11 protein-coding genes and 1 pseudogene are annotated in these 13,242 nt (G+C 66.4%); 5 read left to right on the forward strand and 7 right to left on the reverse strand.

Going from position 1 to position 13,242, the window contains the following annotated elements:
* The 6 genes and pseudogenes from RLN94_RS18580 to rpiA form a co-directional block, all read right to left on the reverse strand.
* Nucleotides 1-909, reverse strand: a pseudogene (locus RLN94_RS18580) (trypsin-like peptidase domain-containing protein); the annotation flags it as partial.
* 230 nt (nucleotides 910-1,139) lie between these two features.
* Nucleotides 1,140-1,337: a DUF2065 domain-containing protein gene (locus tag RLN94_RS18585; RefSeq protein WP_350127741.1), complete on the reverse strand. Its 198-nt coding sequence runs from the start codon at nucleotides 1,335-1,337 to the stop codon at nucleotides 1,140-1,142.
* Nucleotides 1,334-2,590, reverse strand: coding sequence for a protease modulator HflC (hflC, locus tag RLN94_RS18590; protein WP_350127744.1), 1,257 nt, complete (start codon nucleotides 2,588-2,590; stop codon nucleotides 1,334-1,336). Before hflC ends, RLN94_RS18585 begins: the two co-directional genes overlap by 4 nt.
* Nucleotides 2,590-3,759, reverse strand: coding sequence for an FtsH protease activity modulator HflK (hflK, locus tag RLN94_RS18595; RefSeq protein ID WP_350127747.1), 1,170 nt, complete (start codon nucleotides 3,757-3,759; stop codon nucleotides 2,590-2,592). The genes hflC and hflK overlap by 1 nt, the downstream gene beginning before the upstream one ends.
* Nucleotides 3,760-3,828: 69 nt before the next feature.
* Nucleotides 3,829-5,184 carry a glutathione-disulfide reductase gene (gene gor, locus RLN94_RS18600; RefSeq protein WP_350127750.1) on the reverse strand — a complete coding sequence of 452 codons (1,356 nt, stop codon included), beginning with the start codon at nucleotides 5,182-5,184 and terminating at the stop codon, nucleotides 3,829-3,831.
* A 12-nt stretch (nucleotides 5,185-5,196) separates the two neighbouring features.
* Nucleotides 5,197-5,985: a ribose-5-phosphate isomerase RpiA gene (rpiA, locus tag RLN94_RS18605; protein WP_350127752.1), complete on the reverse strand. Its 789-nt coding sequence runs from the start codon at nucleotides 5,983-5,985 to the stop codon at nucleotides 5,197-5,199.
* A 346-nt stretch (nucleotides 5,986-6,331) separates the two neighbouring features.
* Here rpiA and RLN94_RS18610 point away from each other — a divergent pair, with 346 nt between their 5' ends.
* The 3 genes from RLN94_RS18610 (at nucleotide 6,332) to RLN94_RS18620 (ending at nucleotide 9,463) form a co-directional block, all read left to right on the forward strand.
* Nucleotides 6,332-7,039 carry a glutathione S-transferase family protein gene (locus tag RLN94_RS18610; protein WP_350127755.1) on the forward strand — a complete coding sequence of 236 codons (708 nt, stop codon included), beginning with the start codon at nucleotides 6,332-6,334 and terminating at the stop codon, nucleotides 7,037-7,039.
* Nucleotides 7,039-8,412 (forward strand): L-serine ammonia-lyase, encoded by a 1,374-nt coding sequence (locus RLN94_RS18615; protein WP_350127758.1) that lies wholly within the window; start codon nucleotides 7,039-7,041, stop codon nucleotides 8,410-8,412. Before RLN94_RS18610 ends, RLN94_RS18615 begins: the two co-directional genes overlap by 1 nt.
* A 136-nt stretch (nucleotides 8,413-8,548) precedes the next feature.
* Nucleotides 8,549-9,463, forward strand: coding sequence for a DMT family transporter (locus RLN94_RS18620; RefSeq protein ID WP_350127761.1), 915 nt, complete (start codon nucleotides 8,549-8,551; stop codon nucleotides 9,461-9,463).
* Here RLN94_RS18620 and RLN94_RS18625 read toward each other — a convergent pair.
* Entirely contained in the window at nucleotides 9,460-10,134 is a 675-nt protein-coding gene (locus RLN94_RS18625; protein ID WP_350127764.1) for a thiamine diphosphokinase, read from the reverse strand. The two genes, RLN94_RS18620 and RLN94_RS18625, sit on opposite strands and share 4 nt — an antisense overlap.
* Nucleotides 10,135-10,283: 149 nt before the next feature.
* Between RLN94_RS18625 and RLN94_RS18630 the strand changes: the two genes are divergently transcribed.
* Both RLN94_RS18630 and RLN94_RS18635 read left to right on the forward strand, forming a co-directional pair.
* Nucleotides 10,284-12,653, forward strand: a complete 2,370-nt coding sequence (locus RLN94_RS18630; RefSeq protein ID WP_350169426.1) for a coiled-coil domain-containing protein — start codon at nucleotides 10,284-10,286, stop codon at nucleotides 12,651-12,653.
* A gap of 130 nt (nucleotides 12,654-12,783) precedes the next feature.
* Nucleotides 12,784-13,197: a DUF2267 domain-containing protein gene (locus tag RLN94_RS18635; RefSeq protein ID WP_350127770.1), complete on the forward strand. Its 414-nt coding sequence runs from the start codon at nucleotides 12,784-12,786 to the stop codon at nucleotides 13,195-13,197.
* Nucleotides 13,198-13,242 lie beyond the last annotated feature (45 nt).

The following is a 13,242-nucleotide window of genomic DNA, read 5'->3' on the forward strand; positions in this document are numbered from 1 at the left end:
GGTGACTTCCTTGCCGTCGAACGACATGATCACGTCGCCCGCTTCCATGCCGGCCTCGGCGGCCGGGCCTTCGGGCACGTCAGTGACAAGGGCGCCCGAGACCTTCTCGAGGCCAATGGCCTCGGCCACGTCGTCGGTCACGTCCTGGATGCGCACGCCAAGCCAGCCACGGCGGGTTTCGCCGTATTCGCGCAGCTGGTCGACCACGCGGGTGACCACGTTCGACGCCATCGAGAAGCCGATGCCGATCGAGCCGCCATTGGGCTACAGTATCGCGGTGTTCACGCCGATGACCTGGCCATCGAGGTTGAACAGCGGCCCGCCCGAGTTGCCCCGGTTGATCGCCGCGTCTGTCTGGATGTAATCGTCATACGACCCGCGCAAGGCACGATTGTTGGCCGAAACGATCCCCGCGGACACCGAGAACCCCTGACCCAGCGGGTTGCCCATGGCGACGACCCAGTCGCCGACGCGGGCGGCGTCGCTGTCGCCGAAGCTGACGTAGGGCAGCGGCTTGTCGGCCTCGACCTTCAGCAGCGCGATGTCGGTCTTGGGGTCGGTGCCGACGACCTCGGCCGTCAGTTCCTCGCCCGAGAAGAACTCGACGATCACCTCGTCGGCGCTTTCGATGACGTGGTTGTTGGTGACGACATAGCCGTCTTCGGAGATCACAAAGCCGGAGCCCAGCGCCGAGGTGCGGCGGGGGCTGTCGCCGTTGCGATCCTGAAATTCACGAAAGAAATCCTCGAAGGGCGAGCCTTCGGGGACGATGGGCGAAGGCCCGGTGCCCTGGGCCACCACCGTCGAGGTGGTGATGTTCACGACGGCCGGGCTGACCGTATCTGCGAGATCGGCAAAGCTGTCAGGGCGTGCCTGTGCCGCGATGGCCTGGGCAATGACGAGGCCCATGGCGAGGGCCGTCAGCCAGAAGGCCCGCAGCGCGCCGCGCCCGTCCTGTTGCTGTGCGATGGTTTGTGCTGTCAATGGAAACTCTCCTCCGGTTTATCCGATTGTCCGCATCGGTAGGGCAATTGTTGTCCTGAGCTTCTATTTATGAACGGTTGCCCGAGACGCAAAACTTGGCAAGCCAGTGTCACGACCATGTGAACCTGTCGCGAGCCCCGAGGCAAGCGCGCAAGTCAGGCGCCGAGCATCTTTGCGCACCAGACCAGCACCAGGCCGATGGCGATCGAGACGAGTCCGATCAGGCGGCGGGTCTGCTCGGGGAGGGCCCGCAGGGCGGCGAGCAGTTGTTCGACAAGCGAAGGGGCCAGTGCATAGACCAGCCCCTCGACCACGAGTACCAGCCCGAGGGCCAGAAAGAACGTGGCAATCAATTGGTGACCTCCTCGGCGGGGTCTTCCGCCTCGATCTGCTCGTCGGCAGCGGCGTCGCCGGTGTCAGTGTCGCCGTCGTCCGCGGCGGTGCCGTCATCGGAGGCGCCTTCGTCAGCGGCCCCGTCTTCGGCGGCCCCGTCCTCGGCGGTTCCGCCTTCGGTCGCCGCCGCCCCGGCATCGCCGTTGTCGACGTCTTCGGCTGCTTCCTGAGCAGCTTCCTCGGCGGCTTCGGCCTCCTCTTCGGCTTCCTGCTGGGCGGCATCCTCTTCGAGGCGGCGCCGTTCGCTTTCCGGAAGGTCCGGCGAAATCTCCGTTTCCGGAGCCATTTCGCGAAGGCGTTCCATGTCGATCTCCTCGATGGCGACTTCGCCCAGACCGTCGGCGCGCACGGCCTCGAACATCTGGCCGAGGAATTCGCTGTTGGGCGAGAAGACGATGGTCGAATTCTCCTCGTTCATCGACCGTTCGAGGGCAGAAAGCGAGCGGTAGAAGGCGAAGAAATCCGGGTTGTTGCCGAAGGCCTCGGCATATATCCGGTTGCGTTCGGCATCGGCCTCGCCTCGGGCGATCTCGGCCTCGCGTTCCGCATTCGAGACCGTTTCCACCACGGTCCGGTCGGCGGCGGCGCGGACGCGCTGTGCCGCCTCGTTACCGCGGGCGATCTCGTCCGCCGCCTCGCGTTCCCGCTCGGCCCGCATCCGGGCGAAGGTGGCGTCGAGGTTCTGCTGCGGCAGGTTGGTCTGCTTCAGCCGGACGTCGACGATCTCGAGGCCGAGACCCGCCGCGCTGGCACGGGCCTGTTCGAGGATGCGGACGGCAAGGTCGCGCCGCTGCGGCGACAGGATCGTGTCGGATGTCACCTGGTCGGCACCCAGCACCTCGCGGATCTGGGCGTTCAGGACCGAAGCGAGCCGGTCTTCGGCGACGCGCGTGCCGCCGATGCCGACAGCCTGCCGGAACTGGACCACGTCGGCGATCCGGTAGCGGGTGAAGGCATCGACCACGAGCCGGCGATCATCCGAGGGCGTGACCTCGATCGCGTCGGTGTCGAGCGACAGGATCCGCCGGTCGTAGCGCACGACCTCCTGGATCAGGGGGATCTTCACGCCGAGGCCCGGCTGATCGACGACCTTCTTGATCTGGCCGAATTGCAGGACAAGGGCCTTCTCACGTTCGTCCACGATGTAGAGCGAGGACAGGATGCCGATGATCGCAACGGCAAGGATGGGCAGAAAGAGAGCGGATTTGCGCATCAGTTCGATCCTTCGTTGCCGGCAGGCCGCGAGCGGCGCAATTGGTCAAGGGGCAGGTAGGGCAACACGCCCTCGCCGTTGGCGCCGGTGGATTCGTCGAGCAGGATCTTGTCCATCTTGCCAAGCGTGCGCTCTACCGTTTCGAGGTAGAGGCGGCGCTGGGTCACCTCGGGCGCCTGGTTGAATTCCTGGGCCACGGCAATGAAGCGGCTGGCCTCACCGATGGCTTCGTTAACGACGCGGGCGCGGTAGCCTTCGGCCTGTTCGAGCACCTGCGCGGCTTCACCGCGGGCCTCGGCCAGAACGCGGTTGGCGTAGGCATCGGCCTGGCGTTGCAGGCGGTCGCGTTCCTGTTCGGCGGCCTGCACCTCGCGGAAGGCATCGATCACCTCGCGCGGCGGGTCGGCGGTGTCGAGGTTGACCCGGACGATGTTGATGCCGCTTTGATACTCGTCGAGCGTCGACTGGATATTCTCGCGCGCGGTGTCGGCGATGATCCCACGGTCGCGGTTGAGGATCGGGGCGAGGTTGGTCGCGGCGATGATCTCGCGCATGACGGCCTCGGACACCGCCTGAACCGTCAGTTGCGGATCGCGGATGTTGAAGAGAAGCTTGGCCGGGTCGTTGATGTTCCAGACCACTTGGAAGTCGATATCGACGATGTTCGCGTCGGTAGTCAGCATCAGCCCGTCGCCGCCCGAAGACGAGCCGCGACCGCTGCCGATATTCTCGGTGCGCTCGGAGGTGACGTTGATCACCTCTGCCGTCACGAGCGGCCAAGGCGCGAAGTTCAGGCCGGGATCGCCGGTGGAGTAATATTCACCGAGGAACAGTTCGACCGACTGCTCTTCGGGCTTGACGGTATAGAAGCTGGCCATGGCCCAGAGCGCGACGGCGATCAGGCCGCCGATGACGAAGACGCCGCGCCCGAAGCCCGGGCCGCTGCCGCCGGGACCGGCGCCGTTGCCCTTGCCCGAGCCGCCGCGACCGCCCATGAGGACGCGAAGCTGGTCCTGGCCTTTCCTGACAAGTTCGTCGATCTCGGGGATCTGCGAGCCCCCTTCCGGCGGGCGTCGCCCGCCCCGGTTGCCGCGGCGGTCGTCATCGTCTCCGCCGTTCCCTCCCGAGTTTCCGCCGCCGCCCCAGGGGCCGCCAGAATGTCCAGCCATTTAACCTCTTCCTCTGTTTTGGCGTCCGTCCAAACGCTACTTCATAACCTGTGGTTTCACAGGCAAAAATCAACCGGTGCGCGCCGGCTCCCGCATTGTCACGATCTCTTCCGACATGGTCGGGTGCACGGCCACGGTACGGTCGAAATCCTCTTTCGTGGCGCCCATCTTCACCGCGATTCCGGCCATCTGGATCATCTCGCCCGCGCCAGGCGCGACGATATGACAGCCCAGCACCTTGCGGGTGGCCTGGCTGACGATCAGTTTCATCAGCACCCGGTCGGAGCGGCCGGCGAAGGCCTGCTGCATCGGCTTGAAGGAGGTGGCGTAGACCTCGATCGGTTCCTGTTCCTGCGCCGCTTCCTCGGACAGGCCCACGGTGCCGAACTCGGGCTGGGTGAAGATCGCCGTGGGGATCAGATCGTGATCGACGGGGGTGGGATTGCCCTTAAACACCGTCTCGACAAAGGCCATCCCCTCGCGGATCGCCACCGGGGTCAGGTTTACCCGGTCGGTCACGTCGCCGATGGCATAGACCGACGGCACGCTGGTCTGGCTGTAGTCGTCGACCAGCACCTCGCCCTTGCGGCCGAGCTTCACGCCCGCCTCTTCCAACCCCATGCCATCGGTGTTGGGCCGGCGGCCTGTGGCAAAAAAGATCTTGTCGAACGTGTGCTCGGTGCCGTTGGTGCCGGTCACGCGGTAGCCGTCGCCGGTTTTCTCGACCCGCTTGATATCGGTGCCGAGATGCAGGTGGATGCCGCCGGCGATCATCTCGTCGGCGATCAGGCCGCGCGCCTCCTCGTCGAAGCCGCGCAGGATCTGGGCGCCGCGGTAGAATTGCGTCACCTCGACGCCGAGGCCGTTGAGGATGCCGGCGAACTCGCAGGCGATATAGCCGCCGCCGATGATCAGGATGGATTTCGGCAGCGTTTCGAGGTGGAAGATGTCGTTCGACACGAGCCCCTCGTCTGGGCCGGGCAGGTCGGGCCGGACCGGGCGGCCGCCGGTGGCCAACAGGATGTGCTTGGCGGTGAACGATTTGCCGGTCGACAGCTTGACGGTGTGGGCATCTTCGAGCGTGGCGCGGGCGTCGTATGTGTCGACGCCGGAATTCTTCAGCAGGTTGCGATAGACACCTTCCAGCCGGTCAAGCTCGGAATGCAGGTGGCTCCTGAAGGCCTGCCAGTCGAAAGCCCCCGCCTCGACCTTCCAGCCATAGGCCTGCGCGTCTTCGATATGGCCGGGATACTCGCTGGCGAAGACCATCAGCTTCTTGGGCACGCAGCCCCGGATCACGCATGTGCCGCCATAGCGGTCTTCCTCGGCCAGCGCCACCTTTGCGCCGCCCTGCGCCGCCACCCGGGCCGCGCGCACGCCGCCCGACCCGCCGCCGATCACGAAAAGATCGTAGTCGAAGCTCATATCTCTTTTTTCCTAATCCTGCAGGTCGGAGAAGAGATTGTCGGATTCCACGAAATCCAGACGGTCTTCTTCCACCGTGCCTTCGTTGATATCGCGCGTCTCGACCTTGCCGTTGCCGTGGCCGAGGATCACGATGTCGCAGATATCCATGAAAAGCCCGTTTTCAACGACGCCCGGCATCTGGTTGAGCACCATGGCAAGCTGATGCGGGTTCCCGATGCGGCCGAGATGGAGGTCGATGATGTAATTTCCCTCGTCGGTGATGTAGGGATGGCGGCCGTTCATCCGGAGCGAGGCATCGCGGCCGAGCACGTCCATACTGATCAGAAGCTCCTCGATCAGGGCGCGGGTGGTCTGCCAGCCGAAGGGGATGACCTCGACCGGCAGGGGGAAAGCGCCGAGCCTTTCGACCTCTTTCCCGATATCCGCGATCACGATCATCTGATCGGAGGCGGTGGCGACGATCTTCTCCTGCAACAGTGCGCCGCCGCCGCCCTTGATGAGGTTGAGGTTGCCGTCGAACTCGTCGGCGCCGTCGATGGTGAGGTCGAGCCACTTGGCCTCGTCCAGGCTGATCACGTCGATGCCCACGTCACGGGCCAGCTCGGCCGTCCGGGTGGAGGTGGGCACGCCGCGGATCTTGAGCCCGTCATCGCGCACCAGCTCGCCCAGGCAGCGCACCATCCACGCCGCGGTGCTGCCGGTGCCGAGGCCCACGCGCATGCCGTCCTCGACATAGTCGACGGATCGCTTGGCGGCGACGAATTTCGCCTTGTCGATGGGCGACAACTCTCCGGACATGGCAGGCAACTCCCCGAACTCTCTGGCCGGTTATAAGAGAGTTGCGCGCACGGTGCGAGGGGCAATTGCCGCAAAAAAGCGGGGGAAACGGGCCCTAGGCGGGTGGAACCACCCCGACCTGCAGCGGATGGGTGACCGTGCGCCCCGGATCGGCGCCGAACATGGCGAGCCAGAGCGTGGCGAGAAACAGAACGAACCAGGCGGCAGACATGGCGCCCCTCCTTTCGGGATGCGTGGAGGGGAGGGTAGGCCGAGATGGTTAAGGGCCGGTGAAATTCACCGATCCGCGCGGCGGGAGGTCGTTTTCGGGCATGACAGGCCGGGCGCGGGGCCCTATGCGCGGCGCATGACCCAACGCTATCGCCTGCATTACGCCCCCGACAACGCCTCGCTCATCATCCGGCTGGTGCTGGAAGAGATGGGCGTGCCCTACGAAACCGCGCTGATCGACCGCAAGACACGCGGCCACAAGGCGCCCGCCTACCTGAAGGTGAACCCCGCCGGGCTGATCCCGGCGCTGGAGACGCCGGAGGGGCCGATCTTCGAGACCGGTGCGATCCTTCTGTGGCTGGCCGACCGGCACGGGGCGCTGGCCCCGGCGGCCGACAGCCCGGAGCGGGGTGCGTTCCTGAAATGGCTGTTCTTCACGTCGAACACGCTGCACGTGGCGCTGCGGATGCGGTTCTACCCGGCGCAATACGTGGGCGATAACCCGGCGGCGCAGGCCGCATTGCGGGAGCATCTGAAAGGGGAGGTTGCCCGGCACCTGAGCCTGATCGAGACTCAGGCGGCGGAAGGGCCGGGCTGGCTGTGCGGGGCCGAGCGCTCGGTGCTGGATTTCTACCTCGCCTGCCTGGTCCGCTGGATCCAGCTCTATCCCGCGGCGGAGGACAATGGCTGGTTCCGCCTGGCGGATTGGCCGCATATGCAGGCCATGGCGACGCGTCTGGAACGTTGCAAGGCCGTCAGGGCTGCCATAGATGCGGAAGGCCTGGGCGAAACGCCCTTCACCGCCCCGCGATTTCCGACACCACCAGAAGGTAGCGCCACCTGATGTTTCTTTCCGTCTTCGACATGTTCAAGGTCGGTATCGGCCCGTCTTCCTCGCATACGATGGGGCCGATGGTGGCGGCGGGCAAGTTCCTCGACAAGATGCGCGCGGCGCCGTTCGGGTTTCACGGCGTGAAGGGCTCGCTTCATGGGTCGCTGGCGTTTACCGGCGTGGGCCACGCCACCGACCGGGCGACGATCCTCGGGCTGGCGGGGTTCCTGCCGGAGACCTATGACCACGAGCAGGCCGAGAAGGTGCTCGAGGAGATCCGCGAGACGCACACGGTGTCACCCGAGGGCCTCGGCACGTTGCAGTTTCATCCCAAGGACGACCTGACCTTCGATTTCGGGCCGAACTTGCCCGGCCATGCCAACGGCATGATCCTGATGGCCACCGACAAGCAGGGCGACGTGATCCTGCAGGAGACCTATTATTCCATCGGCGGCGGTTTCGTGATGACCGAGGCCGAGCTGGCGGCGGGGCGGAACACGGAAGAGGGTGACCCGGTGCCCTACCCGTTCAAGAGCGCCGCCGAGATGCTGGAGATGTCCGAGACCAGCGGCAAGACCATCGCCCAGATGAAGAAAGCCAACGAGATTTCGCGCGGCGGGTCGGAGAACCTGCGATCGGGCGTCAGCCGTATCTGGCAGGTGATGAACGACTGTATCGAGCGCGGGCTGACCACCGAAGGCGAGCTGCCGGGCGGGTTGTACGTCAAGCGCCGGGCCAAGGGGATTGCCGATGCGTTGATGGCCGAGCGGGGCACCAACCTGAACGCGCCGCACAAGATCAACGACTGGATGAGCGCCTATGCCATGGCCGTCAACGAGGAGAACGCCGCCGGCGGGCAGGTGGTGACCGCCCCCACTAACGGGGCGGCGGGGGTGGTGCCGGCGGTTATCAAGTACTGGCTGGAGCATGTGCCGGGCGCGTCCGAGGCGCAGGTCGAGGATTTCCTGCTGACCGCGGCGGCAATCGGCGGTCTGGTGAAGTACAACGCCTCGATCTCCGGTGCCGAAGCCGGCTGCCAGGCGGAAGTGGGTAGCGCGGCGGCGATGGGCGCGGCCGGGCTGGCGGCGGTGCTGGGCGGCACGCCGCAACAGATCGAGAACGCGGCCGAGATCGCGCTGGAGCATCACCTCGGCATGACCTGCGACCCGGTGAAGGGGCTGGTGCAGGTGCCCTGTATCGAGCGCAACGGGCTGGGTGCCATCAAGGCGGTGAGCGCGGCCAGCCTGGCGCTGCGCGGCGACGGCACGCATCTTGTGCCGCTTGATGCCTGCATCGAGACGATGCGCCAGACCGGGGCGGACATGAGCGAGAAGTACAAGGAAACTTCGCTCGGCGGGCTTGCGGTGAACGTGCCGAACTGCTGAGGGGCCGAGCGGCGGGCGACAGGTTCTGTCTGTAGCTTGGCCTTGTCACCAGTGTTCAGGCCAGAATGCGCTTGCACCCTCTGCCGCTTTTCTGTGCAGTGCCGGACAGGAACGCACGCAGGACAGGCAGCAGGACATGAGCGCGAACACGGGCCGGACGGGCCTCGGTATTCTTCTGATGGTCGGCTTCGCCATCATCGCCCCGGCGATGGACACCTGTGCCAAGCTGATCGGCGATGCCGTGGCCGTGGGCCAGATCGCGGCGACGCGCTTCGTGGCGCAATCGGTGCTGCTGGTGCCGCTGGCGCTGGTTTTCGGCTGGCTGCACTGGCCCCGGCGGGGCGAGGTGGCGCTGCACCTGGTGCGGGCGGCGCTGTTGCTGGTTGCGACGGCGTTCTTCTTCACCGCGCTCCGGTTCATGCCGGTGGCCGAGGCGATCTCGATCTTCTTCGTCGAGCCCTTCATCCTGACGCTGCTGGGCGGGCTGCTGCTCGGCGAGCCGATCGGGCCGCGCCGCTATGTCGCCTGTGCCATCGGGTTCGCCGGGGCGCTGCTGATCATCCAGCCCAGCTTCGAGGAGGTCGGGCTGGTAGCGCTGCTGCCGCTGGTGACGGCGCTGTGCTTTGCCTTCTACATGATCCTGACCCGGCGGATGGCGACGCGGATGCACCCGATCACCCTGCAGGTCTATACCGGCTTCGCCGCGCTGGCGCTGGCGGTGCCGCTTCTGTGGGCCTTCGACGGCTCGGGCGTGGCCGCGCTCGACCCGGTCTGGCCGGAGGCGCGCGAGTTGTGGCTGCTGCTCGCGCTGGGGATATTCGCGACGCTGGCGCATGTCTGCATCAGCTTCGCGCTGGCCTTTGCGCCGGCCTCGCTGCTGGCGCCGATCCAGTACCTGGAAATCGTCAGCGCCACGATCCTCGGCTTCTACGTGTTCGGCGATTTGCCCGACGCGCTGGCCTTCGCCGGGATCGGGCTGATCGTGGCATCGGGGCTTTTCGTATTCGTGCGCGAGCGCAAGCTGGAACGCCGCCCGGTGCCGCAGCCCTAACCGCCCGGCCAGAGGGCGGTGGTGCCCATGAGCGATCGCACGACCGTCTCGAAGCTCTGCTCGGGCAGGATGACCAGCATCTTGGGCGCGGTGAAGGACATGTGCACCGTGCCGGTGGAGAGATTGGAGGTGCCGACCCGCCCGTCGGGGGCGAAATTCAGCCCGTTGATCGGCCATTCCAGCCCGTCCGACACCCCCTCGACCGCGCCCATGGGAAAGAGCGACACCCGCGTCTCCGGCGGCAGGTCGAGAGAGATGGAAGGCGGGGCGAGAAAGACAAGCTCCTCGGCGCCCAGAAGGATGCAGCGGCGGGCCGGGAAGCGCACCAGCGTGTTGTAGGCCGCCAGCGCATGGTCGAGCCGGTCGCCGGAAAAGCCGATCCCGATGACCAGAGGCGCGCGGATGTTGCGCAGGCATTTCTCGAAATCGGTGCTGTCCTGCTCGGCGATGTGGTGCAGGGCCTCGGCGGGCAAGGCACGCTGTGCCGCCTCGGAGACCGAATCGAAATCGCCGATCACGGCGGCCGGTTCGACCCCGTGGGCCAGCGCCGCATCGGCCCCGCTGTCGGCGGCGACCACCTGCGGGCCCAGCGACAACGCCCGTTCGATGCGCGTTTTCGTCACCGCCGCGCCGCCGATCAGCGTCACTGGTTCACTGGCATGGACAATCAAAGCAAGACTCCGCGGATTGTACCCCGATTAAGAAATAGAACACATTCTAACCACTAAATGATACGGTAATACTCCAAGAATCGAACCGCTTTGGTCTAGTGGATCATGGTAAACACGAGGCTTGCGGGCAGATCAATGTGAGCGAGATTATGGTAAGTACAAGTAAAATCCTGACGGTTTCATACGGCACCTTCTCATGCACGCTTGAAGGCTTCGACGACTCGTTTGACACCATGAAGGCGATTGCGGAGTACTTCCGTGACCTCGCCGCCGATGACCGGTACTTCGGGGCGGAACCGCCGACACCGGATGCCGAGATGCTGGCCCGGATCGCCGAGCGCGAGATCGCCCGCCGGGTCGAGGCGCACGAGAACGAAGGCCGGATCGTGCTGCGCGCCGCCGAGGCCGCAGCAGAGGCGGAAGAGGTCGCGCCCGAGCCGGCGCCGGAACCCAAGCCCGAGCCCAAGCAGATCGCCGCCGCGGCCGCGCTGGCCCGGGTCGAGGATGAGAGCGAGGCGCTGAAAACCGCCATCCACGCCCATACCGAAGCCGTTGAAGCCGAGGCGGACGAGCCGGTGGCCCTAGAGCCCGCCGCAGAAACCGCCATCGAAACACCCCCGCAGGAACAGCAGCCGCTGGTCGCCATGGCCCCCGCCGCGGAAGACCCGGTGATTGCCGAGGACGAGGTGGTGATCGCCGAGGCGCCCGTTGCCGAAGAGGACGACGCGTACCTGCAGGAGGCGATGGCCGACCTCGTGGCGGAAGATGACGATGCCGAGGATCACGACGACGAAGAGCTGAACGCCTTCGCCGACGTCGCCGAGGACGACCAGGACGAGCCTTTCGCCGGCTATGACGAGGATTATGCCGAGGATGACGCCGAAGAGGTGATCATCCCCCCGGCCCCCGCCGCCGAGGAGGCCGACAGCGTTGCCGCACGGCTGCGCCGGATCCGCTCGGTCGTGGCGCATTCCAGTGACGGTTATGCCACCGACGACTATTCCGAGGACGAGCACGCCCAGGACTTCCTGCAACGTACCGCCGAGGAGCTGGATGCCACGCTGGCCGAGGATGACGCCGCCGTGGAGCAGCCCGAAGAGGCATCCGACGAAACCGACGAGGACGATGCCTTTGCCGATCTGAGCGCGCGCCTGGCCGAAGCGGCCGACGAAACCGCCGAGGATCCGGCGGGCACGCTGGAAACGGCCGAGGCCGACGAGGCGGATCTCGATGACGGGCTGTCGGAGGATACGCTGTCGCAGCTTCTGGCCGACGCGATGCCGGCGGAGGAGGCGCCCGCCAATGACACCGCACCCCAGCTTGAGACCGAGCCGGAAGCGGAGGCCGATGACGAGGCGCCCTTCGTTCTGACCGGCGAAGAACAGGTCACGACCGACGCCGGCCGCCCGCTCCGGGCCCGCGTGCTGAAAATGAAGCGCAGCGAATTCGAGGCGGCAATCGCCTCGGGCCAGATCGAGGAAGATTTCGACGAGGACGAGGCGCCCGCCGCCGCCGCGCCGGACATGGCGACCGAGGCTGATGACGCCGAAGCGATGCTGAGCCCCGAGGACGAGGCCGAATTGCAGCGCGAGCTGGCCGAGGTCGAGGCCGAGATGGAACAGGGCGCCGGCTTCGACGAGGCCCCTGCCGCCCATGAAATGGTGGCCGACGAGGCCGGGATCGACGAAGCGGCTTTCGAGGACGCGGACGCGCATGATGCCGAGCCCGAGCCCGAGCAGATGTTCGAGGAACCCGCACCCGCGCCCGCGGCAGAAGCCCACGACGACGCGATGGACGAGCCCGACGACATGCCCGGCGCCCGCAGGGCCAGACGGCTTCAGGGGTCGGATACCGAATCGGATGCCTCGCGCCTGTTCGACACCGCCGACACGCATTTCGAGGCGCCGGACTCCAACAAGCGCCGGAATGCCATCCAGCATCTGCGCGCCGCCGTGGCCGCCACCAAGGCCGAGAAGAACGCCGGCAGCACGCTTGCGCAGGAACCTGACGAAGATCCCTATCGCTCGGACCTGGCCAGCGTGGTGCGCCCGCGCCGCCACCGGGCCAGCGGGTCAGACGAAACACCGCGCTCGCGCCGCCCCGGTGCCGAGACCCGGCAGGCCCCGCTGAAGCTGGTGGCCGAACAGCGGGTCGATACGCCGCGCGACCCTGTTCGCCCGCGCCGTGTATCGGCCCAGCTTTCGGGCCAGGCGGAAAGCGCGCCGGTGGAAGAGGGCGGGTTCAGCGAGTTCGCCGAGCAGATCGGCGCGAGCACCCTGCCCGAGCTTCTGGAGGCCGCCGCAGCCTACATGGCGGATATCGAAGGCCGCCAGCAATTCTCTCGCCCGATGCTGATGGGCAAACTGAAGGAGGTCGAGCTCGACTCCTTCTCGCGCGAGGACGGGCTGCGCTCCTTCGGGCACCTTCTCCGGCAGGGCAAGCTGCAGAAGGTCAAGGGCGGGCGGTTCTCGATCACCGACCAGACCGAATTCCGCGCCCAGGCCCGCCACGCGGGCTAAAGTCAAGCGGTTGGAACATGACAAGGCCCCCGGTGGAAACACCGGGGGTTTTTCGATTCACGACGGAGACGGGGTAGCCGATACGGTCTAGAAGCGGGGGCCAAAGCGACGTGCAAGGCAGGAGGACCCGATGCCGATGCCATGGACCTATCGCCACGCCTCGAAGGAATCGGACAACTCGGCCTATGCCGCGATGGACGGCGTGCTTCAGGTGTTCCGGCGCCGCCTGACTGCGCAGCATGGCATTGATTTCGCTTCGGTTCTTCCCTCTGTACCGCGGGCGGTGTTCATCAGCAGCTGGAAGTTGGAGGAGCCGCCCCCGCCCTTTCCCGACCGCGCCGCGCTGGTGCGCGAGGTCATGGCGGTGCGGAAGGATCACAACCTGACGCCCGAGAATGCGATCGAAGCCGTGGCATGGACCCTGCGGCGCTATACCAACCGGGCCGACCTGGAGCGGGTGCTCGGGCGCCTGCCCGAGGGGGCGGTGGCCTTTTCGCATGTCGAGGTGACGGACCCGAGGGAGATCGAGCAGAGGATTTTCTGAGGCCGAAAGTGACAGGGGACCTCCATGAACGGGCCGCCCGCACGA

Source organism: Roseovarius sp. (assembly GCF_040223625.1).
Lineage (GTDB): Bacteria > Pseudomonadota > Alphaproteobacteria > Rhodobacterales > Rhodobacteraceae > Roseovarius.

What these genes read in the sequence shown, in the direction of transcription:
- hflC (WP_350127744.1), bottom strand. Translation starts at nt 2,590, where the DNA reads ATGCGCAAATCCGCTCTCTTTCTGCCCATCCTTGCCGTTGCGATCATC.
- hflK (WP_350127747.1), bottom strand. Translation starts at nt 3,759, where the DNA reads ATGGCTGGACATTCTGGCGGCCCCTGGGGCGGCGGCGGAAACTCGGGA.
- gor (WP_350127750.1), bottom strand. Translation starts at nt 5,184, where the DNA reads ATGAGCTTCGACTACGATCTTTTCGTGATCGGCGGCGGGTCGGGCGGC.
- rpiA (WP_350127752.1), bottom strand. Translation starts at nt 5,985, where the DNA reads ATGTCCGGAGAGTTGTCGCCCATCGACAAGGCGAAATTCGTCGCCGCC.
- RLN94_RS18610 (WP_350127755.1), top strand. Translation starts at nt 6,332, where the DNA reads ATGACCCAACGCTATCGCCTGCATTACGCCCCCGACAACGCCTCGCTC.
- RLN94_RS18615 (WP_350127758.1), top strand. Translation starts at nt 7,039, where the DNA reads ATGTTTCTTTCCGTCTTCGACATGTTCAAGGTCGGTATCGGCCCGTCT.
- RLN94_RS18620 (WP_350127761.1), top strand. Translation starts at nt 8,549, where the DNA reads ATGAGCGCGAACACGGGCCGGACGGGCCTCGGTATTCTTCTGATGGTC.
- RLN94_RS18630 (WP_350169426.1), top strand. Translation starts at nt 10,284, where the DNA reads ATGGTAAGTACAAGTAAAATCCTGACGGTTTCATACGGCACCTTCTCA.
- RLN94_RS18635 (WP_350127770.1), top strand. Translation starts at nt 12,784, where the DNA reads ATGCCGATGCCATGGACCTATCGCCACGCCTCGAAGGAATCGGACAAC.